Genomic DNA, 22482 nt, shown 5'->3' with positions numbered 1-22482 from the left:
AAAACCCTTATTCTACCATGCAGCCGCGCAGCGACCAGTAGCGTAATGTGATGTCGGACCCACCTTCGAATCGCACCCGTGCCAGATGGTCAGGAAAATAGCGGCTGCTCATCACCCCTTCGCCATGATTGATGAAAATTTCAACGCTGGAGCTGTCACACAGAACGCGTAAATGATGAACGTCGCCCCGCCAGTAACGGGTCAATGTCTCCCCGGTTTTCAGGCTGGCGCGTTCCAGACGCAACCCGCTGCCCTCGACGATAAGGCGCAACGCACCGGCGAAATCCACGGTTACTGAAGATGAGGTGAGCTCGAACTCAAGGCGCGTCGCATCAAGAGCCGGGGCATCGCTGGCGTTACCCTGCCAGCAACACTCCTCTTCACGCAGTGCGTGCAGCTCGCGCACCGGCGTCTGCCACAGTTTGCCGTCACGGAAGTGTAATTCTCGCGGGCAGGTCATCTGATGGATCCACCCCTGCGCCCGTGTGGGCTGAAGCATCTCTTCTCCGTCCGGCACGCCCATCCAGCCGATCAGGATCCGCCGTCCGTCTTCCGCCACCGTGGTTTGGGGAGCGTAGAACTCGAAACCGGCGTCCAGCTCGTGCAACTCGCCATGTTCAAACGTAGCGCGGGTATGGTCGAACGCCCCGCTCGTCCACGTGGCCGGATAAGTATTGAGATAGCGATGCGGTTCGCGCGCCAGCCCCTGCGGGCAGCAGATCAGTACGTGTGTCCCGCCGAGGGCAAACAGGTCCGGGCACTCCCACATGTATCCCGCCTCGGTCAGGCCGTTCACGCCATGACCGGCAATCTCTCCGCAAGACGCCCAGTGGTGCAAATCGGCAGATGTGAACAGCAGCACCTTGCCGCGTTTTTGCAGATCCTGCGCCCCCAGTACCATGTACCACACCCCGTCGTGCTGCCACACTTTCGGGTCACGCACGTGCCCGGTGTAGCCTTCCGGCAGCGCAAGGACCGGACCGAGTTTCTTGAACGTACCGTCAGCCTGTTGCGTGGCAAGGCACTGCCAGGCGGTGCGGCTGCCATCATCAAATTTCACGTTGCCGGTATAACACAACGTCAGGACACCGTTGTTATCGACGGCGCTGCCGGAATAGCAGCCGTTGCGGTCATACTCCTCATCGGGCATCAGCGCCATCGGTTCGTGCTGCCAGTGCACCAGGTCTGCGGAACTCCAGTGTCCCCAGCACTTATAGCGATGGTCGCAATCCAGCGGGTTCCACTGATAGAACAGGTGGTAACGCCCGGCAAACCAGATAAACCCGTTAGGATCGTTCATCAGCCCCGTCACCGGTGCCGGATGCCATTGCGGATAATGGCTGTCGGCGTACGCACGCGGCTGGCCTTTCATGACGGCCTGCAGGATTGCAGGCCAGCGGGAAGGTAACGTCATTATTCAGAATCCGTTTTATATTTCAGCAGCAGCGAGACGGTAAACGCCACGCCGAAGGCAATCACCATGCCGATAATATAGTTGAGTAGCGAGCTTGCCTGCACGATCGCCATGCCCGGGATGGCAGTCAGCCCGACGGCGGTCATATAAACATGCACCGAGACCACCCACGCCCCGCCTGCCGCACCGCCAATCAGCGCGGCGATAAACGGTTTCACGAAACGCAGGTTGATACCAAATATTGCCGCTTCGGTAATGCCCAGCATGGCCGAAAACGCAGACGGTAACGTAATGGCTTTAATTTTCGCGTCTTTGGTTTTAAACCAGACCGCCAGACAAGCTCCCCCCTGCGCCACGTTGGCCATCGCCCAGATAGGCAGCAGGAAGTTAACGCCAATCGACGGATTCCCCAGCAACCCGGCTTCAATGGCATGGAAACTGTGGTGAATACCGGTGATAACGATAACCGAGTAAAGCCCGCCAAATAACAGCCCGGCCAGCCAGCCCGCATGGGCGATCAGGGTGCTCAGAACAAAGGAGATGCCATCCCCTAACGCACGCCCGGCCGGGCCAATGATCAGCAAGGCAATAAAGCCGGAGAGAATAACGGTGAGGAACGGCGTCAGGATCAGATCTAACGCATCCGGAATAATACGACGCAGGTTTTTCTCCACGATACTCATAAACCAGACGGCCAGCAGCACCGGGAACACCGTTCCCTGATAGCCAATCATGGCAATCTCAAGGCCGAAGAAGTTCATGGTGTGGAAGCCAGACGCCACGCCCCAGGCGTTAGTCAGCGCCGGATGCGTCAGAATGCCGCCGAGGGTCGCCCCCAGATATGGGTTACCGCCAAATTCACGCGCGGCCGTGAAGCCAATCAGGATCGGCAGAATGATAAACGCCGCTGAGCTGCACATATCCAGCATGATATAGAGTGCGTTATCGGCATTGACCCAGCCGTAGGTTTTGACCATCCCGAGCAGGCCCATCAGTAAACCGGAGGCCACAATCGCAGGAATGATCGGCACAAAGATGTTCGAGAGCAGTCGGGCAATGCGCTGGAACGGGTTCAGCTTGCGTGCCGCCATGTCGGCCGCTTCGGACTTGCTGGATTCGCTAATCCCTGCCGCCTGGATAAACGCGGCGTAGACCTTGTTAACCACCCCCGTACCAAAAATCACCTGCATCTGCCCGGCGTTGCGAAAACAGCCTTTAACGCCGTCAACCTGGCCGATGGCCTGCTGATCGGCAAGCGTGTCGTCGACCAGCACCAGTCGAAGACGCGTTGCGCAGTGCGCCGCACTGGCGATGTTCTCTTTGCCACCGAGCAGCGGAATGAGCGCGCGGGCGATATTATCAAAATCCATAGATACCTCTGCCTGACTGTATTTTTATGATGTGAAAAACGCCCCCGCACTGCGGGAGCGTAAAAGGTTAAAACCAGGTTTCCATCTGTACCCCAAAGTTCCATTCCCCGCCGGCGTTGAAACCGCTGCTGCCAAAGGCATCATCGCTGGCGTAATTATCCAGTTTGCTGCTCCAGTCCATCCAGGTGGCGAACAGACGCAACTCAGGACGGCTGAAGAAATCGCCGATCTTGCCCGCTTTTAACGTTGGGGCAAAGGTCAGCTTGTAGAAACTTCCATTGACGGCGTTTCGGTCTTTATACCCTTCCGGGTTTAAATCCATGTACTGATAGCTGCCCTCAAACGCCAGGGCGAAATTCTGCGTGACCTCTTTAATCAGGCGGGTATTGAGTGTGACCCACTCATAGCTGTCGCCTTTGACATAGCGGTCTTTACTGCTCTGGGCCAGTACGGCAGGCGCGATATGCCAGCCGCCACCAAGGGGCGTGACACCGTAACTTGCAAAGCGCCAGGTATCGGCTTCAGACAGCAATGCGCCATCGGAACCGATGCTCTTCACCTCTGCCCCCAGCCCGTGGCCGTACAGCAGCGCCGTTTTGGCTGAGCCTTCACGCAGGCCGTAGAAACTTTCATTGTGCAATCCGACCAGGGCATGAACGCCATTGTTGGCGGCGTCGGTTTTTATCAGATCGCCATTGCTGTCTTTGCGGTCGTCGTTGTCTTTTGCCCGCAGGCCGCTCACCATCAGCTGGAATGGCCCGGCGAAGTGGTTCATGCTCAGGATGTAGTTTTGAACGTTATTGTCGATTTGCTCTTCGCTGCCGAAGTTACGCCCGTAAAGAGAGAAGTTGCTGCGCAGCGATTCATTCCATTTCACGTCATACACGCCACCACCGGTACCGGCCAGGAACACCACATCGGAATCCAGCCAGTGAATATCAAAGTTATCCCGGTCGAAGCGTTTACCGGCCCAGAAGGTACTGCCCTTCAGCGCGCCGGTAAAATCAGGCAGATTGCCCAGTTCAGCAAACGCCTGACGAATATTGAGATCGCTGGTGTCAGCGGACCAGTCGTTATAGGTTTTCTGACCATCCGCCAGCATGGCCTTGAAGCGCGTGGTCGCCCCGTTATCCAGGGTCTGTTTGTGTTCCACGTTCAGCTCAACGTAGGTATCGGCTTCATTCCCCAGACGCCCGACCGCACCACCGGTTTCCCCGGCTGGCGTCAGATAAGGGCCGCTTTTACTGCTCGACGCCGCATCGTTCATCAGCAGGCCAGAACGGGCATAGCCATGAAACTCAAACCCACTGCTCTGATCGGCTTTCTTCTCCAGTGCGGCGGTACGCTGCGCCACTTGCTGGGTTGTTGTTTGCGCCTGCTGCTGGGCAGTCACCAACTGCTGCGTTTTTTGTTCTGCGTCGGTGGCGCGTTTCTCCGCAACCTGCGCGCGGGTTTCCGCAGCCTGAAGACGCTGCTCCAGAGCAGCAAGACGCGCTTCGATACTCGTCATATCCGTTTGGGCAAAAACAGAGGTACTCCCGGCCAGCATGCCTATCATCACGGCAAGTCTGCGTTTTTTATACATTTTGTCGCATCCCTAAAAGAAGTCATTGAAAGTGCTAAATTGCTAAACCGGTTTAGGCTGATGATACTAAACCTGCCAATTTTGGATCGGCAATCTTTTTTGCTAAACCGATTTAGTAAGTGTGATCGAGGCGACAATTCAGGCCGTCGACAGACGGCCCGTTGCGGGAGGAATTACAGTTGCGGGTGATAAGGCAGCGCGGTCATCGCCCCTTTAGCCGTGGTGGCTAACGCGCCGCAGCGCTGGGCTAATGCGATCACGCGTGGAAGATCGTGGCTGTCGATACTCCCAGCGAAAGCCAGTCCATAAAGCAGTCCCGCCACGAAGGCATCACCTGCGCCGGTGGTGTCCACGCATTCAACGGGGGTTGCCGGATAATGCTTTACCGTTCCGTCATGCCAGGCGATGACCCCGTCTTTGCCCTGAGTAACCAGCACCAGCCGGGCCGGACAGCGACGCATCAGCGCGGCCAGCCCTTCCGTGACCCCAAGGTCGGCGGTTAGAAAAGCCAGTTCTTCGACGGAGAGTTTGACGACGTCAGCGCCTTGCAGCGCCTGTTCGAGGCAGCGGCGCAGGTCGTCCTCATCCGGCCAGAGATCCGGGCGAATATTGGGGTCGAAACTGACATAACCCCCCGCTTCCCTGACCGCGTTCATGGCCTGAAACGTTGCAGAACGGCTCGGCTCAGCGCTCAGGGCAATGGAGCAGACATGCAGCCACTCTCCTGCGCTAAAGGGTGGCAGGTCGGCTGATGCCAGAAACAGATCGGCGCTCGGGCGAACCATAAAGGTGAAAGAGCGTTCGCCCTGTTCGTCCAGATCCACGACTACGGTTGACGTGCGGTGTGCCGGGTCGAGGTGCATCCACTTTACGTCAACCTGCTCGTCAGCCAGCGTTTTATGCATAAAGCGACCGAAAGGATCGTCGCCGACCCTGCCGATAAAGGCGCTTTTCCCGCCCAGACGGGCAATACCTACCGCCACGTTCGCCGGCGCGCCGCCGGGGCATTGCAGCAACCGGCCTTCTCCCTCCGGTAATAAATCCACTACCGCATCGCCAAGTACCCAGATTTTTTGCATGTGATCCTCTCAGCTAAACAATGTTAAACCGTTTTAGCTATTTAAGCACAGGCAGGACGAAGGGGAAATAATACGGAAGGAAAATTGGCTTAACGCACCAGGTGTGGCCAGCTAATATCGCCTACGCCATTCAGCGCTGGACGGGCAAACAGAAAGCCCTGAAAACGTCGGATCCCGGCAGATTCAAGCCAGCACCACTCTTCCAGCTTCTCGATGCCTTCCGCCACCAGGGTGATTTCAAGGTCGGTGCAGCAACTGACTATCGAGCGCACAATCGCCTGTTTTGGCCCACTGAGATGAATATTGCTGACAATTTCGCGGTCAATTTTAATTTTATCCGGCTGGAATCGGGTCAGCAGTGAAAGTCCGGCGTAACCGGAACCGAAATCATCGATCGCCAGGCCAATGCCTTCAGCGCGCAGGTGTTTAATGGCGCTATTAAACTTGTTGAACCCGGAAATCATCTCGTTTTCGGTTACTTCAATGACCACCTGCTCCGGCTGAAGCCCATGTTGTTTAATCTGTTCAACCAGAAACTCCACGGCGCCAGGCACTTTCACCAGCGACATCGGGAGAAGATTTACCGCGATTTTATGGCTCCCGATCCCCAGTTTATCGGCCAGCGCAAAAGCCCAGGCTTTGGTCTGGAGATCGACTTCATAGATTTTGTCCTGATCGAGGCGGCTGAAAAAATGCTCCGGGCTTCCCCCGTCATTACCGCGGATAAGGGCCTCAAGCGAACTGATTTTCCCTTCCAGCGGTTCGACGATGGGCTGGAGGGCGAACTGGCAGGTTTGTTTGTCCAGCAGACCCAGACTCTCGCCAAACGGCGATTTCTCACGCGAGAGCGTCCATTTCTCCGGGGCAAAACGCGCCCCCGACGGGGCCGGTCGTTTGCCGGTAATAAACGTCTGAATAAATTTGAACACCCGATCATCAGATGTCAGATAACTGTCCAGTTTGCTGTAGTGTAGCACCGACTGCAGAACGTCTTTCGGCGACTGGTTCTGCAGGTCAAACAGCAGCATACCGACATTCTCAAAACGTCTGCGGGGGCCGTAATCCCGCATAAGCTCAACCACGCCGCTGTGCCGCTTATCCTCACGGATCTTCTGAAACAGCCTTACCACACTCTCTTCCGAGCCTTCGAGGAGTTGCAGGACATCATCTCCTTTTGAAAGAAGAACGCCGGTAATATTCAACCCGGCATTGCGCGTCCTGGCCTGTTCAACCAGCGCCTGGAGTTCGGCGGATCGGCAGGATAAATTCAACTGGCTGCGGTAAATAAGAGTAGTCAGCACAAAAACGTGTTCCGATAAGAGGTATGCGTTGGACATTACTGTTTAACATACTTCATCTGCGCGACCTAACAGATTAACCCCTTGCGGGAGAAGCTACTTTTTCTCATCCCCGATGCGTCTGTCAATCCTCTCCTGCATGTAGGCATAAAACGGGTTCGAGGTCACCCGCATTAACGCGTCTTTGCCTACGCTCAGCACGGAGGTTTCCCCCCACAGCGCAATCGTGCCGAGGCTAATGCCATACCGGTTTTTCTCCGCAGGATGTCGGCCATAGAGATCGTCATCAGGCGGGAACGGCACGGCGACATGCGACAGTGAATAGACCTCCTGCGGCCAGGACATCGCCAGCGGTACCGCGGTCTCATCGGTGCGTCCCGCCGGGGTTATTTTCGCCACCGCGGCGAAACTGTCCGCGCTGGCATTAGTAATAATCGTGACACCGTAACGCCTTTTCGCCACAGGCAGTAACTCAGAGGTCGCCGCCCACGACGACGGTTTAAAGAGAGGACGGAAGCTGGCGGCCTGATTGATATCAAATACAACCAGCTCGCTGCCGTTCGCCGGAAGCAGGTCAAATAAGCCGGTGACCACGGCGCGGGTGCTGACCGTTGAATCCATCACCGACTGGAATGCGAGTACCGGCGGCAGCTGGTCCAGTCTGTGCTCCCGGGCATCCCGCCCCATTTGCTCCTGCAGGGCCTGGGTCAAGAGCCATGACTGGCGCGCCGCATTGACCGGGAAGGAATTGTATTTATACGGGTTATATTCCGGCGAGATGTTTAACCATGCCGCTTTGGCAAACGGCGGTAACATCGCCGGCAATCCGGCCAATCCTGCAAACCGGGCGAACGCCGTGACGCCAATCATTGGCGAGAGCAGGATGAGCTGTTGCGGTTTGCGAAGCGCAGGCGTGTCCAGCGCATCAAGGGCATATTTCATCGCCAGCGCCCCACCGTTGGAGTAACCCACCAGATGCAGGGGAACGTTGTCTCCCGCCAGCCGCGTGGCTTCGCGAACGGCAAGGCGCGTCGCCGCCAGCCACCTCTCCCAGTCAACGTCGGTCAGCGCGCCGGGCGCGGTGCCGTGACCGGGCAGGCGTGGAACCACCGCCACAAAACCGTGCTGCTGATAATCACGGGCAAGATGCCGGACACTGTAAGGCGAATCTGTTAGCCCGTGCAGCAACACCACCGCCCCGCGTGGCGTTCCGGCAGGCATCAGCACAAAGGAGCGGTTGGCATCGGGTGCAAATTTACCGGGCCAAACCAGGCTCTGACGGTAGTAGCGGTTTAACGGCGTGCGCTCCTCACCCTGGGTTTTGCGCGTTACTGCGTTATCCAGATCGGTGAAAATGGCGTTTTCCCGGGCGACATACTGGGCAAAATTCGCCTTATCGATCTCGCGTACGGACATCTCATCTGCCCGCCAGGTATGCCAGAGATGCAGTTCCGGTCCCTGCTGCGAGAGATAAACCCGAACCGCGAGCAGGACGATCAGTACCACTCCTGCGATCGTCGCCATTTTCTTTGCGAGCGCCATCAGGCGCACGCTGATACGCCAGGGCAAGTTCGCCATGCCGGGATCCCTTTCATATTTACGTTGTCTCTATCTTATCAAAAATGTGAAGACGCTGACGTATTCACGAAATTCATACCTCCCCGCTCAGCCAGTGCACCAAAAGTGAACTACGCTGCACAAATGTTGATCATTGGTTAACTAAATATTGCATGAAGTTTGCAGCACAGCGGCGTCCCGTCGCGATGTGGACATGGCACGCGTCATGCATTGTTAATCAAATAACACAAACCTGATGACTGACAGCCTGTTAACAGCGAGGCGGTATGACGACGAAACCCGAGGTGTTGAGCCGTATTGAAGCCACTTTCAGCCAGATGACCCCCAGCGAGAAGCGGGTGGCGAGCTGGTTGCTGGCGCATGCCGCACAGATCCCGTTTGAAACGGCTGAAAGCGTGGGTCTGGCGACCGGCACCAGCGGCATTACAGTGGGACGCTTTCTGCGAAAACTCGGCTATCGCAATCTGGAAGATGCCAAAAAGAGCCTGCGCGACCCGCATCAGCCCTGGGGTATGAACGAGCGGCTGGACTCCTGGCAGCAGCAGTCCCCTCTGCCCAACCGCCTTCAGCACTCTCTGTCGCTGGAGGTGGATGCCATCACTCAGGTTTATCAGCTGGCGCACACCGACGCATTCCGCCAGGTGGTTCATCAGCTTGCCCACGCGGATGCGGTTTTTGTGCTGGGGATCCAGTCGACACGTGGGATAGCCAACGCCTTCTTCAGTCATCTTGAGTACCTCCGCCCGCGCGTCAGCTACGCCGAAGGCGCGTCCGGCAGTTGGGTTGAATCCCTGAACTCCGGTTTCGCCCACCCCTACGTGGTACTGACCGATACCCGCACCTATTCCACCATTGCGCGGCAGTACTGTCGGGTCGCGAGCGAAAAAGGTATTTCGCTGGCCCTGATCACCGATATCTGGTGTCCGTGGGCGCGGGATTACCCGCTTGATTTACTGCAGGTGAAAACCGAAACCGGCCATTTCTGGGATTCGCTGGCACCTGTGAGCTGTCTGTTCAACCTGCTGCTGTCAGGTGTCGTGGAAGCGCTGGGTGATGCCCTTCCACCGCGGCTGGCGGTAAACCGGCAATTACAACAAGAGTTTGGTCAATTCGAACGCTAAAGGAGCGGAGCTATGCCCCCAGAGAGTGAACTGATTGATGTGGCGAAGACCTTCCCTGCGCTGCATATCGATCTGAAATACGCCACAGCCGACAACATCACGGGTCGTCCGATTTATCAGGAGGCGCTGTGCCTGCTGCATACCGATGCGGCCACCGCGCTGGCGAAAGCCATCAGCATCGCCGCACTGGCCGGGCTGAAGCTGGTGGTCTACGACGCTTATCGCCCGCAGGAAGCGCAGGCTCAGTTGTGGGATGCCTGCCCGAACCCGGAATACGTGGTTGATGTGGCGATTGGTTCCAACCACAGCCGCGGGACGGCCATCGACGTTACGCTGATGGACGAACAGAACACCGTGCTGGATATGGGGGCCGGTTTTGACGAAATGCACGACCGCTCGCACGCCTGGCACCCGTCCGTGCCGCCGCACGCGCAGCGCAATCGCCTGCTGCTTAACGCCATCATGTCCGGTGGCGGCTTTGTGGGAATCAGCAGCGAATGGTGGCACTTCGAGCTGCCGAACGCGGCCAGCTATCCCCTGCTTGACGATCGTTTTGCCTGTTTCCCGTTGACGCACACCCCTCTTTAAAACTGGAGCACTGCCATGAAAACAACGCTTCTTACTACCCTGATCGCCGCCTCGCTGGCACTCAGCGCCCCGGTTGCGCTGGCTGCCGTCCCGAAAGATATGCTGGTGATCGGAAAAGCGGCCGACCCGCAAACGCTCGACCCGGCGGTGACCATTGATAACAACGACTGGACGGTGACCTACCCCGCCTATCAGCGTCTGGTGAAGTACAAGCCAGGCTCCACCGAGGTGGAGGGCGACCTGTCAACGGGCTGGAAAGCGTCAGAGGATCAGAAAGAGTGGACCTTTACCCTTACCGATAACGCAAAATTCGCCGATGGCACGCCGGTTACTGCCGAGGCGGTAAAACTCTCCTTTGAACGTCTGCTGAAGCTTAGCCAGGGGCCGTCTGAAGCGTTCCCGAAAGATCTCAAAATTGATGCGGTCGATCCGCACACGGTAAAATTCACCCTCAGCCAGCCGTTTGCCCCGTTCCTCTACACCCTGGCCAACGACGGTGCGTCGATCGTTAACCCGGCGGTGCTAAAAGCGAACGCTGCCGATGATGCACGCGGTTATTTAGCGCAAAACACCGCCGGGTCCGGGCCATTCATGCTGAAAAGCTGGCAGAAAGGTCAGCAGCTGGTGCTCGTTCCGAACCCACACTGGGCGGGTGAGAAGCCGCACTTCAAGCGCGTTTCGGTGAAAATTATTGGTGAAAGCGCTTCACGCCGCCTGCAGCTTTCCCGTGGCGATCTGGATATCGCCGATTCACTGCCCGTCGATCAGCTTTCAGCCCTTAAGCAAGAAGGCAAAGTGGCGGTGGCGGAATATCCGTCCCTGCGCGTGACCTATCTTTATCTGAATAACAGCAAAGCCCCGCTCAATCAGGTGGATTTACGTCGGGCCGTCTCCTGGGCAACGGATTATCAGGGGATGGTGAAAGGCATCCTGAGCGGCAATGGTAAACAGATGCGCGGCCCGATACCGGACGGCATGTGGGGGTTTGACGCCACGGCAATGCAGTACAGCTTTGACGAGGCCAAAGCCAAAGCCGCGCTGGAGAAAGTCAAAGACAAGCCGACAAGCCTGACATTCCTCTATTCAGACAACGACCCCAACTGGGAGCCGATCGCCCTGTCCACGCAGGCGAGCCTCGGCAAGATCGGCATCAACGTGAAGCTGGAAAAACTGGCTAACGCCACCATGCGCGATCGTGTCGGGAAAGGTGACTATGACATCGCCATTGGCAACTGGAGCCCGGACTTTGCCGACCCATACATGTTCATGAACTACTGGTTTGAGTCGGACAAAAAAGGGTTGCCGGGTAACCGCTCGTTTTACGAGAACAAAGAGGTCGACGCCCTGCTGAAGGCGGCCCTGAAAACCACCGATCAGGCGGAGCGTACCCACGATTACCAGCAGGCGCAGAAGGTGGTGATCGACGAGGCGGCCTACGTGTATCTGTTCCAGAAGAACTACCAGCTGGCGATGAACAAAGAGGTGAAAGGCTTCACCTTTAATCCAATGCTGGAGCAGGTCTTTAACATTGCCACCATGAGTAAATAACGGTTCTCGCCGGGGGAAAGTGTATGACGTTCTGGAGCATTGTGCGCCAGCGCTGCTGGGGGTTAATCCTGGTGGTGGCCGGTGTCTGTATCATCACCTTTATTATTTCACACCTGATCCCCGGCGATCCGGCCCGCCTGTTGGCCGGAGACCGCGCCAGCGACGACATTGTGCAAGGTATCCGCCAGCAGCTGGGGCTGGATCAACCGTTGTATATCCAGTTTGGTCGCTATGTGGATGCGCTGGCCCATGGCGATTTAGGCACCTCTATCCGCACCGGGCGACCGGTTGCGGAAGATTTGAAGGCCTTTTTCCCGGCCACCCTGGAGCTGGCTTTTTGTTCCCTGCTGCTGGCGCTGGTTATCGGCGTGCCGCTGGGGATTTTATCGGCGGTCTACCGTGACCGCTGGCTGGATCATCTGGTGCGGTTAATGGCGATGACGGGCATTTCAACGCCCGCATTCTGGCTTGGGTTGGGGGTGATTGTCCTCTTCTACGGGCATCTGCAACTTCTGCCGGGCGGCGGAAGGCTTGACGACTGGCTCGATCCACCGACGCGCGTTACTGGCTTTTATCTGGTGGATGCGCTGCTGGAAGGCAACGGGGAGGTCTTTTTCAATGCCCTGCAGCATCTGATTTTACCTTCAATGACGCTGGCATTTGTTCATCTTGGCATTGTAGCGCGTCAGGTCCGCTCGGCCATGCTGGAGCAGCTCAGTGAAGATTACATACGAACCGCACGCGCCAGCGGATTGCCCGGCTGGTACATCGTGCTGCGCTATGCCCTGCCCAATGCGATGATCCCGTCAATTACCGTGCTTGGACTGGCACTGGGCGATCTGCTGTATGGCGCAGTCCTCACCGAAACCGTCTTTGCCTGGCCGGGAATGGGCGCCTGGGTCGTCACCTCTATTCAGGCACTCGATTTCCCTGCCGTTATGGGCTTCGCGGTAGTGGTCTCACTGGCCTATGTGCTGGTTAATCTGGTGGTCGATCTGCTCTATCTGTGGGTTGACCCGCGAATCGGGCGCGGAGGTGCCGAATGATGTTGACTCAGGAAACGCCCGTCCCGGTTAAAACAGCGAAAGCAGGCATCAACTGGGCAAAACTGTTCTGGATGCTGCGTAAAAGCCCCCTCACGCTGATTGGCGCCGCGATCATGATCCTGATGCTCCTGCTGATGGTGACATCACCGTGGATTGTGCCGCATGACCCCAATGCGCTGGATTTGACCGCGCGTCTGCAGGCTCCGTCTGCCGAACACTGGTTTGGCACCGATGAGGTCGGCCGCGATCTGTTCAGCCGGGTGCTCGCCGGCAGCCAGCAGTCGATCAGCGCGGGGCTGGCCGTCGTGGTGATTGCGGGTGGTATTGGCTCGCTGCTGGGCTGTTTGTCTGGCGTGCTGGGCGGGCGCGGCGACGCCATTATTATGCGCATTATGGACGTGATGCTCTCCATTCCCTCGCTGGTGCTGACCATGGCGCTGGCGGCGGCGCTGGGGCCGAGCCTGTTTAACGCAATGCTCGCCATCGCGATTGTACGTATTCCGTTTTACGTGCGTCTGGCTCGCGGGCAAACCCTTGTCGTGCGCCAGTTTACCTATGTTCAGGCGGCCCGCACCTTCGGCGCATCACGCTGGCATTTAATCAGCTGGCATATTCTGCGCAACGCCCTGCCGCCGCTGATTGTGCAGGCTTCGCTGGATATTGGCAGCGCCATTCTGATGGCCGCCACGCTGGGCTTTATCGGTCTGGGCGCACAGCAACCCACCGCCGAATGGGGCGCGATGGTTGCCGTAGGGCGCAACTATGTACTTGACCAGTGGTGGTATTGCGCTTTTCCTGGCGCGGCCATTTTGATTACCGCCGTGGGCTTTAATCTTTTTGGTGACGGCATCCGCGACCTGCTGGATCCGAAATCAGGAGGGAAACAATCATGACCGACTCGGTTTTAACCATCGAGGATTTACATCTGAGTTTCCCGATATACCGCGGTGAGGTTCATGCGCTGAACCACGTCTCGCTGGAGATTAAACGGGGTGAGATTGTCGGCGTAGTGGGCGAGTCGGGGTCGGGGAAGTCGGTTACCGCCATGCTCGCCATGCGCCTGTTGCCGGAAGGCAGCTACCGAATTCATCACGGTCAGGTGACATTGCTGGGAGAAGATGTTCTGACCGCATCGGAAAAACAGCTTCGCCAGTGGCGCGGGGCAAAAGTGGCGATGATTTTTCAGGAGCCCATGACCGCCCTGAACCCAACGCGGCGGATTGGTAAGCAAATGGTGGAGGTGATCCGCCAGCATCAGCCGCTCGACCGTCGCGCGGCGCAGCAAAAAGCGATTGCCCTGCTGGAGGAGATGCAAATCCCGGACGCGAAAGCGGTGATGGCGCGTTATCCGTTTGAACTCTCCGGCGGCATGCGTCAGCGGGTGATGATCGCCCTTGCCTTCTCCTGCGAGCCTGAACTTATCATCGCCGACGAGCCGACCACGGCGCTGGATGTGACCGTGCAGCTGCAGGTACTGCGTCTGCTGAAGCACAAGGCGCGGGCCAGCGGAACCTCGGTGCTGTTTATCAGCCACGATATGGCCGTGGTTTCCCAGCTCTGTGATCGGATGTATGTGATGTACGCAGGAAGCGTAATTGAGAGCGGTGCCACGCAAACGCTGATCCACCATCCCGTTCATCCCTACTCCATCGGTCTGCTGCAATGTGCACCTGAAAACGGTGCGCCGCGCGAGCTGCTTCCGGCCATTCCCGGCACGGTTCCTAATCTCAGCCAGCTTCCACAAGGCTGCGCGTTCCGCGAGCGCTGCTTTGCGGCCGGGACGAAATGCGGTGAGGCACCGCGCCTACTTCCCAATGGTGCAGAGGGCCAGATGGCTGCCTGCTGGTACCCGCAACGGGAGAAACACCATGTCTGACATTTTGCTTGAACTGGATAGCGTGCATGTCAACTTTCCCGCGCGCAAAAACTGGCTGGGCCGCGTCACGGAACAGGTGCATGCCCTCAATGGGCTGGACCTGCAGATCCGTCGCGGCGAAACGCTGGGCATTGTTGGGGAATCCGGCTGCGGGAAAAGCACGCTGGCACAGCTATTGATGGGCATGCTCAGGCCCAGCACCGGCGACTATCAGCGGACGCATCACGCGGGCGGCATGCAGATGGTTTTTCAGGACCCGCTCTCTTCCCTCGACCCGCGTTTACCGGTGTGGCGCATCATCACCGAGCCGGTGTGGGTGCAAAAACGCAGCAGTGAACGCGAACGGCGCCAGCTTGCAGAGACGCTGGCGATGCAGGTGGGTATTCGTGCGGAATATCTTGACCGGTTACCGCATGCCTTTTCAGGCGGGCAGCGCCAGCGCATTGCTATCGCCCGGGCGCTGTCGTCCAATCCAGATATCATCGTGCTCGACGAACCCACCAGCGCGCTGGATATTTCCGTGCAGGCGCAAATCCTCAACCTGCTGGTAAAACTGCAGCAGGAACGGAACCTCACCTATGTGTTGATCTCACATAACGTCTCGGTAGTCAGACACATGAGCGATCGTGTGGCGGTGATGTATCTGGGCCAGATCGTGGAACTGGGAACCACCGATCAGGTGCTTGTCAGGCCGCGCCATCCCTATACCCGGCTGCTGCTTGATTCCGTCCCCAGAACCGGTGAACCGCTGGATGAAAACCTGGCGCTGCGTAAAACAGAGCTTCCTGGCAATCGTCACCTTCCCACCGGCTGTTATTTCCGGGACCGCTGTCCGCAGGCAGCGCAAGGGTGCGAACATCCGCAGTCGCTACAGCCTTCAGTTGAGGGCTGTAGCGTGCGCTGCTGGCGCAATCTGAGCGAGTAGCCACGCAGGGTGGCGCTGTTTCACGTTTAAATTTGCGCCATTCCACCGTCGACAAACAGTTCGGTGGCGTTGATAAAGCTTGCTGCATCTGAGGCCAGAAACGCCACCGCTTTCCCCACTTCTCCCGGCGCGCCTAAGCGTCCCAGCGGCACCTGGGCGGCCAGCGCATCATACAGCCCCTGACGATGTTCTTCCGGCACCAGGTCACCCAGCCCTGGGGTTTTGATGGGCCCCGGGCTCACCACGTTGACGCGAATACCGCGCCCCTGCAAATCCAGCGCCCACGAACGGGCAAAGTTGCGCACGGCGGCTTTACTGGCGCTGTATACGCTAAAGTTTGCGGTTCCTTTAATGGACACCGTGGATCCGGTCAGAATGATCGACGATCCGGCAGATAACAGCGGTAACGCTTTTTGCACGGTGAACAGTACACCGCGAACGTTGGTTGCAAAGATGCGGTCAAACTGCTCTTCAGTGATAGCGCCTAACGGCAGCATGTCGCCACCACCCGCATTGGCGAACAGAATATCCAGACGCCCTTCGTCTTTTGCAATCTGTGCATAGACTTTATCGAGGTCGGAAAGTTGAGAGACGTCCGCACGGATGCCGACCGCCGCGGTGGCAATTTGTGCAACGGCAGCGTCCAGTTCCGCCTGACGACGTCCGGTGATATAAACCTTCGCGCCCTGGGCCGCCAGTTCCTGCGCGGTGGCGAGACCGATACCTGTGCTACCGCCCGTAACCAGGGCAATTTTACCTGTGAGAGACGTATTCATACTATTCACCTTTAATCATGTTTTCAGGATGCCCGCAAAAACGGTTGAAGAGGTTTTCGCTTGCGTTGAATAAACTCTATCGGTTGCAGGATTAATGAAAAACGGGCAAAAATGAAAATCACTATTCACAGGTGGAAATAATCCGGAGTACGAATGGACCAACTCATGGCAATGCGCGCATTTACGCGGGTGGTGGAAACCGGAAGTTTTACGCGTGCGGCTGATTCTCTGAATATGCCTATCGCCACCCTGAGCAAGCTGGTGAAATCGCTCGAAGCACACCTGGAGATCCGGCTTTTACATCGCACGACACGACGGGTAGTCACCACACCGGAAGGTGCCGGGTACTATGAAAAAGCGCTCAGGGTGCTGATTGATATTGAAGATATCGATACGTCGTTTCGCGTTTCTCGCGCGACGCCGAAAGGCCATCTGCGCGTGGATGTGGGCGGTTCAACCGCGCGCGACGTGCTGATCCCCCTGCTCCCGGATTTTATGCAGCGTTACCCGGAAATACGCATCGATCTTGGCGTGGCCGACCGGCCCGTAGATTTGATCAGCGGTAACGTTGACTGCGTGATCCGCGGCGGCCCTCTGGACGACTCCTCCCTTATTGCCCGTCATCTGGGTGACGCTGAAATGGTCACCTGCGCGACGTCTGATTATTTAAAATATCATGGCGTACCGGCCTATCCGCGGGAACTGTGCAATGGCCATAAGCTGATTAGCTACCTTTCTCCCGTCACCGGTCGGGCGTTCCCGTTTCGCTTCAGGGAAAAGGGAGAAAGGCTGGAGATAAGTATTGCGCACTTCCTTGGGGTCAATGAAAGCAATGCTCATCTGGCGGCGGCGGTGGCAGGTTTAGGCATTATTCAGACGTTTCAGTATTCGACAAAAAGGCATTTACAGGCGGGGACGTTAACTGAAATTCTTAGTGACTGGCGACCTGACGCTTATCCGTTTCATGTGGTTTATCCGCAGAACCGGCATCTGACACATCGACTGAGAGTGTTTATCGCCTGGCTGGCAGAGGTGTTTCCTGCCGCGCTGAAGGGATAGCCGGAGCAAAGTACGGATAAACTTTATAGTCCATGAAAATCCGGTGCTAATGCATTTATTTCTATCCTTTAATTCAGCGTTTTTTATTGACCTGGTGCGGATAATGGGTTGATATCTACCCAAAAATCAAACGTTAAGGATGACGTTATGGCTGTATTGCCACAAATGCCGAGTGGAGGCACAAGGTTAATTGATAGCAATATGCGTGAAGCTAGCACGCATGGCGCAGGGCGGAATATGGCGCTACCGCAAACCTATTACTGGTTCTATCAACAGGTCAAAAATCGTGGCCCGTGGGATTACAAACAGCAACGCCGTGACCTGGCTAATTTTGGTAATTTTAATTATGGGGCCACCGGGTTTGCAGCAGGGATACCAGAAGCAACCTTGTATATGGGCGCGGGTTTTGCACAAAGCCGGGCGGGAACGTCGAAGCCGCAATGGGGAACATGGTACGGTGAGTTACCTTACGGGGATGACCCTCATGACCAGTTTTGGATTAAACAGGGAATAGATTATGCCAAACAGCACGGTTATTAAGTGGCTGCACAGAGCGCTAACTGCCGCGCTGCTGGTTTTTGTAGGGTTTCAGTATTTTGCAAACCAGCCACCGGATGATGACCTTTACTCACAACAACAAATTACACCCGAGGTCTATTTGTACGTTACAAAGTACAAAGGCGGTGGTGCGACGGTTTCAGATGTTTATCGCTATTACCTGGACACAAAACTGCAGGGTAATCTGTTGAAGCACCTGAAGAAACGCTCACCCTTTATGGTAGCTGACACTGGCGACGCCAAAATCTCTGGCTACGGCTCTCACGTCAATGTAAACCTCACCGGGCGTGTTTATTCGTTTACGAATTCAGATCTCTTTTACGCAGGTAATGTGGCCATCATGCCCATTATCAGCCTTAACGCAACCGGCACGCGTTAAGGTTCTTTTTGCTACCCAAAATACACCTATCCTCATGCGCACAGCTGCGCGCATGAGGGCTTTTAATGAGCTTTGGTTTAATTGAGCGTGTAATCCAGCGTGATTTCCGCGTTCAGCAGCTGTGAAACCGGGCAGCCGGCTTTCGCTTTCTGAATAACGCCATCGAACTGCTGAGGGTCAATGCCGGGTACAGTAACCTTGCTCTGCAGTGCGACCTTCGTAATGGCGAAACCGCCCTCTTTTTTATCCAGTGACACGTCGGCGGTGGTATCAATGGAATCGGCGGTGTAGCCTGCTTCACCCAGCATCAGCGACAGTGCCATCGAAAAACAGGCTGCGTGTGCGGCACCAATCAGTTCTTCCGGGTTGGTCCCTTTTTCGCCTTCAAAACGGGTGTTGAAGCCGTAAGGCTGTTGATTGAGAACGCCGCTCTCGGTAGAAACAGTTCCTTTTCCGCGTTTAATATCGCCAGACCAGTGTGCTGAACCGTGCTTATGAATTGTCATTCTTGCTCTCCTTTTGGCTTACAAAGGGTTAAGTATAGACCAGAGATCTGACGCGTCCTGGAACACAGAGTATTCTGGTTGGCGCTGATTCGATACCTCACTTCGAACCATCAAAAGGGAAAGGCCTATGATGCTAAACACCAGGATTGTCGTGGCACTGACCACGCTCGCCGTGACGCTACCCCTCTTTGCCAGCACGCCGGAGAATTTTATCTATACCAGCTCTGGCGACCTTGATGCCGCCGCCGCGCTTATCGCCCGTCGTGATATCGGTGGCGCGCAGATCGTTTATAACTGGCGTGCACTGGAGCCTGAGAAAAACAGATATGACTTCTCATCCATAGAGCGAGACCTGGCGCGCCTGAAGGCCAGCAATAAAAAGCTGTTTATTCAAATTCAGGATCGCTTCTTCGAAAAAGATGCCCGGTATGTCCCTGATTATCTGATGGCAGACACAAAGTACAGCGGCGGTATTTCTCCGCAGTTTGACAACCCTGGTGAAGGGAAACCTACAGGTTCAGGCTGGGTAGCCCGTCAGTGGGATCCTGCCGTGCGTGAACGGTATCAGGCCTTACTGGCAGCCCTGGCGAAGCGTTTTGATGGCCAGGTTTACGGTGTGAACTTACCTGAAACCGCCATTGACCTTGATGAGAAAAAGCCGCCGACAGGATTTTCGTGCGACAACTATTTTGCCGGAGAAATGGAAAACCTCGCCTTTGCGCGAAAGGTTTTCACGCAATCCCATGTCGTACAATATGTGAACTTCTGGCCGTGTGAATGGAACAATGACCATAATTACATGGGGCGGCTGTTCGAATACGCCAGTGCCCATAATATCGGGCTTGGCGGACCGGATATTGTTCCCAACCGCAAGGCGCAAATGAAAAACGCCTATCCGTTCTTTAACCAGTATAAAAACAAACTGCCGCTGGTCGCCATGGCCGTTCAGGAGCCCACGCTCACCTACCGAAACCCGGCTACCGGCAAGCCCTTCACCAAAGATGAATTTGTTCAGTTCGCAGAAGCGTATCTCGGCGCAGATATTATTTTCTGGAGTACAACGTCGCCCTGGCTGACGACGAAATAAGCCACAGGCTCACTGCGCGGGCATCAGTTCAGATGCCCTGCAATTTCATCAAGAAAGACGCGCAGGGCCGCAGGCTGATATTCCCGCGACTGGTAAATCCCGTGAATGGCGAGCGGCTTAGGCACTAAGTCTGTTAGCACCGGGACCAGCAGTCCTTGCTCGAGCGCCCCTTGCGCTTCGTGCTCGGGCAGCATTGCAATACCGCAATGTTTAACCGCCGCGTCCATCAACAACGACGAGATGCTGGCGCTAAGATTGCCGCTCACCGCGACGCTCACGCTTTCGCCTTCCAGCGTCACAAAATGCCACGACTGACCCGCAAAGAAGCTGTAATGCAGGCAATTGTGCTGCGCCAAATCCTCAGGCGTCACGGGCGTGCCGTGCTGCGCAAGATAGTCCGGCGAGGCGCAAAGCACCGAACGGCACTCGCCCAGCCTGCGGGCAATCATCCCCGGCTCCGGGTTATCGGTAATACGCACGGCTACGTCAATACGCTCGCCCACCAGACTCACGGGATGGTTATTCACATCCAGTTCAATTCTGAGCTGCGGATAACGCGCCAGCAGCCCGGGCAGTACCGGCGCAATCATGTGCATGGCGGTAAAGTGCGCGCAGGCTACCCGTAAGGTGCCGGAAGGTAAATCTTTCTCCGACTGGCCTTCAATCTCCTGCGACAGTTGCGAAAGGGTACGCGTTTTCTGCAGTACCTTTTCCCCTGCTGCGGTCAGCGTCAGCTTGCGCGTTGAGCGGTTCACCAGCCGGGTCCCCGCCCACTTCTCCATCTGCTCAAGATAACGGCTTACCATGGGCCGGGAAATGCCCAGCGCACGGGCTGCGGCACTCAAACTTCCCAGCTCGCAAATCCGGTTATAGACCTGTGCGGCAATAACGCGATCCATATAACGCTCCATTTGCTCGATTTATGAAACTAAGCATGTCTTGTTTCAGGAATTCTGGCAAATGTAGAGTTCGTTACAATAGGGTCTTTCCTGATAAAAAGAGACATGATGATGAAGCTCACTCGCCTTGCACTGCTATGCACCCTCTTCACGCCGGCGGTCTTCGCCGCACCGTTAACCATTGATACCTGGAACCCGCAGGAGAAAGGCATTTTTGCGGTCTCATCGACGCTGGTGTCCGGCCCGAAAGAGGCCGTCCTGTTTGACGCGCAGTTCAGCGTGAAAGACGGTGAAGCACTGGTAGAGAAAATTCGCCGCAGCGGTAAAACCCTGAACAAGATTGTGATCACCTCCGGCGATCCGGACTTCTACTTTGGTTTGCAACCGCTGGTAAAAGCATTCCCGAATGCGAAAGTCGTGGCGACTCAGCAGGTGGTTGACCATATCAAGGCCACCAAAGATGCCAAGCTGGCCTTCTGGGGCCCACAGATGAAAGACGGCGCGCCAACAACGCTGATCGTTCCTCAGGTGCTGACCTCCACCACGTTTATGGTTGATGGTGAGAAAATCGATATTGAACAGCCAGACAGCTACGCGGCCTATGTCTGGATCCCGTCAGCGAAGACGATTCTTGGCGGCACGGGCGTTTCATGGGGCATCCATCTGTGGACGGCCGATACCCAGACCAGGGCGCGTCGCAAGCAGTGGCAGGACACGCTGGAAAACATGGCAGCGCACAAACCGGAGCGCGTGATCCCGGGTCACTATCTGGGGACGCCACCGTCAGGTACCGGCGCTATCGATTTTACCCGTGAATATCTGCAGCGGTTCGAGCAGACGCTGGCTAATCACAAAGATTCTGCTGGCGTCATTAGCGCCATGAAAAAAGCGTATCCGGGCCTTGCCGAAGAGAGCTCGCTGGAATTAAGTGCGAAAGTGAATACCGGCGAAATGAAATGGTAAATTAATCTCTGCTCCTGCTATTTTCTCGGATAGCAGGAGCAGCATCAAAATATTCCCCCTCGTCCCCTGTCATTATTCCTCCATTTCTAAAAGTGTCTAAAAGCATGCACTTATGTCATTTTTATTTCTAAGATGAATCTTAGACACAGCAAGGAAAATATTTGCCATTCTGTTTGTGAATTACATTTTTTGCGAGCCGTACCATTACACAGACAACGACACGGAGGCAGCATGTTTACTTATTACCCGGCAAATACTACAGCAGCACAACCTGAACTCGTTAACGCGATCGCACAGGGTCTTCACGCCGAACACGGTGCTGTGACTGAAGATGACATTTTGATGGAACTGACCAAATGGGTGGAATCCACAGACAATGACATCCTCAGTGACATCTACCAACAGACCATTAACTACGTGGTCAGTGGACAGAATGCCTCTTTGTAAAAACCTGCTAAGCTGGATCTGCAACCTAAGGGGTTACATTTCGTTTGCGTAAGCAAACTTGTCCTTAAAACTATCAACAGGATTGAGGAGTAAAGATGAAATCGAACCGTCAGGCACGCCATATTCTGGGACTGAACTACAAGCTTTCTAACCAACGTAAAGTGGTAATTGAGGGCGACAGTGAAACGCAAGTCACCCATGCCACCGGCAGAAAACGCCACGCTGGCAAGTAAGTTCCAGTAAGAGATCCTGAACACCATCGGCAAAACCGATGGTGTTTTTGTTTATGTGTTGCGGTAATTAACATTTAGCTCCTTTATAATACCGCCTGACCGCACCCCACCGCACAGGCCAGAAAGATGACAAACAGCAGTGTCAGG

General features: G+C 56.0%; 23 protein-coding genes. 14 read left to right on the top strand and 9 right to left on the bottom strand.

Annotated features, from left to right (window positions below; genetic code table 11):
• Positions 1-7: 7 nt before the first annotated feature.
• The 6 genes from QE396_RS05540 to QE396_RS05515 form a co-directional block, all read right to left on the bottom strand.
• Positions 8-1414 (bottom strand): sucrose-6-phosphate hydrolase, encoded by a 1407-nt coding sequence (locus QE396_RS05540; RefSeq protein ID WP_020884099.1) that lies wholly within the window; start codon positions 1412-1414, stop codon positions 8-10.
• Positions 1414-2784, bottom strand: coding sequence for a sucrose-specific PTS transporter subunit IIBC (locus tag QE396_RS05535; RefSeq protein WP_020884098.1), 1371 nt, complete (start codon positions 2782-2784; stop codon positions 1414-1416). Before QE396_RS05535 ends, QE396_RS05540 begins: the two co-directional genes overlap by 1 nt.
• 67 nt (positions 2785-2851) lie before the next feature.
• Entirely contained in the window at positions 2852-4369 is a 1518-nt protein-coding gene (locus QE396_RS05530; RefSeq protein ID WP_014170154.1) for a carbohydrate porin, read from the bottom strand.
• Positions 4370-4542: 173 nt separating this feature from the next.
• Positions 4543-5448, bottom strand: a complete 906-nt coding sequence (locus QE396_RS05525; RefSeq protein ID WP_163305042.1) for an aminoimidazole riboside kinase — start codon at positions 5446-5448, stop codon at positions 4543-4545.
• An 89-nt stretch (positions 5449-5537) separates the two neighbouring features.
• Positions 5538-6749, bottom strand: a complete 1212-nt coding sequence (locus QE396_RS05520) for a diguanylate phosphodiesterase (protein ID WP_025204149.1) — start codon at positions 6747-6749, stop codon at positions 5538-5540.
• A 93-nt stretch (positions 6750-6842) separates the two neighbouring features.
• Complete coding sequence (locus QE396_RS05515) at positions 6843-8324, bottom strand: carboxylesterase (protein WP_163305044.1); 1482 nt, start codon at positions 8322-8324, stop codon at positions 6843-6845.
• A 266-nt stretch (positions 8325-8590) separates the two neighbouring features.
• Here QE396_RS05515 and QE396_RS05510 point away from each other — a divergent pair, with 266 nt between their 5' ends.
• The 7 genes from QE396_RS05510 to QE396_RS05480 are packed head-to-tail and all read left to right on the top strand — an operon-like array spanning position 8591 to position 15428.
• Positions 8591-9445, top strand: a complete 855-nt coding sequence (locus tag QE396_RS05510) for a MurR/RpiR family transcriptional regulator (RefSeq protein WP_121339659.1) — start codon at positions 8591-8593, stop codon at positions 9443-9445.
• Positions 9446-9457: 12 nt separating this feature from the next.
• Complete coding sequence (ddpX, locus tag QE396_RS05505) at positions 9458-10033, top strand: D-alanyl-D-alanine dipeptidase (RefSeq protein ID WP_014170160.1); 576 nt, start codon at positions 9458-9460, stop codon at positions 10031-10033.
• A 15-nt stretch (positions 10034-10048) separates the two neighbouring features.
• The gene (locus tag QE396_RS05500) at positions 10049-11581 is read left to right on the top strand and encodes an ABC transporter substrate-binding protein (RefSeq protein WP_025204146.1); all 1533 of its coding nucleotides are present in this window, start codon (positions 10049-10051) and stop codon (positions 11579-11581) included.
• A gap of 23 nt (positions 11582-11604) precedes the next feature.
• A complete protein-coding gene (locus QE396_RS05495) occupies positions 11605-12627 on the top strand; it encodes an ABC transporter permease (protein ID WP_014170162.1) in 1023 nt (340 codons plus the stop codon).
• Positions 12624-13520, top strand: a complete 897-nt coding sequence (ddpC, locus tag QE396_RS05490; RefSeq protein WP_020884090.1) for a D,D-dipeptide ABC transporter permease — start codon at positions 12624-12626, stop codon at positions 13518-13520. The genes QE396_RS05495 and ddpC overlap by 4 nt, the downstream gene beginning before the upstream one ends.
• On the top strand, positions 13517-14503 hold the full coding sequence (locus QE396_RS05485; RefSeq protein ID WP_020884089.1) for an ABC transporter ATP-binding protein: 987 nt from the start codon (positions 13517-13519) through the stop codon (positions 14501-14503). The genes ddpC and QE396_RS05485 overlap by 4 nt, the downstream gene beginning before the upstream one ends.
• Positions 14496-15428: an ABC transporter ATP-binding protein gene (locus QE396_RS05480; RefSeq protein WP_025204144.1), complete on the top strand. Its 933-nt coding sequence runs from the start codon at positions 14496-14498 to the stop codon at positions 15426-15428. The genes QE396_RS05485 and QE396_RS05480 overlap by 8 nt, the downstream gene beginning before the upstream one ends.
• Before the next feature lie 26 nt (positions 15429-15454).
• Here QE396_RS05480 and QE396_RS05475 read toward each other — a convergent pair whose 3' ends face one another.
• On the bottom strand, positions 15455-16204 hold the full coding sequence (locus QE396_RS05475; protein ID WP_309950241.1) for an SDR family oxidoreductase: 750 nt from the start codon (positions 16202-16204) through the stop codon (positions 15455-15457).
• A 153-nt stretch (positions 16205-16357) separates the two neighbouring features.
• Between QE396_RS05475 and QE396_RS05470 the strand changes: the two genes are divergently transcribed.
• The 3 genes from QE396_RS05470 to QE396_RS05460 all read left to right on the top strand — a co-directional run bounded on the left by QE396_RS05470 (position 16358) and on the right by QE396_RS05460 (position 18200).
• Positions 16358-17263, top strand: a complete 906-nt coding sequence (locus QE396_RS05470; RefSeq protein ID WP_309950237.1) for a LysR family transcriptional regulator — start codon at positions 16358-16360, stop codon at positions 17261-17263.
• 147 nt (positions 17264-17410) lie between these two features.
• A complete protein-coding gene (locus QE396_RS05465; protein WP_020884085.1) occupies positions 17411-17803 on the top strand; it encodes a polymorphic toxin type 44 domain-containing protein in 393 nt (130 codons plus the stop codon).
• The gene (locus QE396_RS05460) at positions 17781-18200 is read left to right on the top strand and encodes a hypothetical protein (RefSeq protein ID WP_014170170.1); all 420 of its coding nucleotides are present in this window, start codon (positions 17781-17783) and stop codon (positions 18198-18200) included. The genes QE396_RS05465 and QE396_RS05460 overlap by 23 nt, the downstream gene beginning before the upstream one ends.
• Positions 18201-18277: 77 nt before the next feature.
• Here QE396_RS05460 and QE396_RS05455 read toward each other — a convergent pair whose 3' ends face one another.
• Complete coding sequence (locus QE396_RS05455; RefSeq protein ID WP_014170171.1) at positions 18278-18706, bottom strand: OsmC family protein; 429 nt, start codon at positions 18704-18706, stop codon at positions 18278-18280.
• A 127-nt stretch (positions 18707-18833) separates the two neighbouring features.
• Here QE396_RS05455 and QE396_RS05450 point away from each other — a divergent pair, with 127 nt between their 5' ends.
• On the top strand, positions 18834-19793 hold the full coding sequence (locus QE396_RS05450) for a hypothetical protein (RefSeq protein WP_032680961.1): 960 nt from the start codon (positions 18834-18836) through the stop codon (positions 19791-19793).
• A gap of 23 nt (positions 19794-19816) precedes the next feature.
• Here QE396_RS05450 and QE396_RS05445 read toward each other — a convergent pair whose 3' ends face one another.
• Positions 19817-20692 (bottom strand): LysR family transcriptional regulator, encoded by an 876-nt coding sequence (locus tag QE396_RS05445; RefSeq protein WP_020884082.1) that lies wholly within the window; start codon positions 20690-20692, stop codon positions 19817-19819.
• A gap of 111 nt (positions 20693-20803) precedes the next feature.
• On the opposite strand from QE396_RS05445, the gene QE396_RS05440 reads away from it, so the two are divergent.
• From QE396_RS05440 to sra, 3 genes are all read left to right on the top strand, one after another.
• Positions 20804-21655 (top strand): Vmh family MBL fold metallo-hydrolase, encoded by an 852-nt coding sequence (locus tag QE396_RS05440; protein WP_309952588.1) that lies wholly within the window; start codon positions 20804-20806, stop codon positions 21653-21655.
• A 231-nt stretch (positions 21656-21886) separates the two neighbouring features.
• Positions 21887-22102 carry a biofilm-dependent modulation protein gene (bdm, locus tag QE396_RS05435; RefSeq protein ID WP_041162628.1) on the top strand — a complete coding sequence of 72 codons (216 nt, stop codon included), beginning with the start codon at positions 21887-21889 and terminating at the stop codon, positions 22100-22102.
• Between the two features lie 95 nt (positions 22103-22197).
• Positions 22198-22335: a stationary-phase-induced ribosome-associated protein gene (sra, locus tag QE396_RS05430; protein WP_013096533.1), complete on the top strand. Its 138-nt coding sequence runs from the start codon at positions 22198-22200 to the stop codon at positions 22333-22335.
• Positions 22336-22482: the final 147 nt, after the last annotated feature.

Source organism: Enterobacter sp. SORGH_AS_0287 (assembly GCF_031453695.1).
GTDB classification, from domain to species: domain Bacteria; phylum Pseudomonadota; class Gammaproteobacteria; order Enterobacterales; family Enterobacteriaceae; genus Enterobacter; species Enterobacter ludwigii.
Note: the sequence above shows the minus strand (reverse complement) of the source record. Positions and strands in the feature narration are given on the sequence as shown.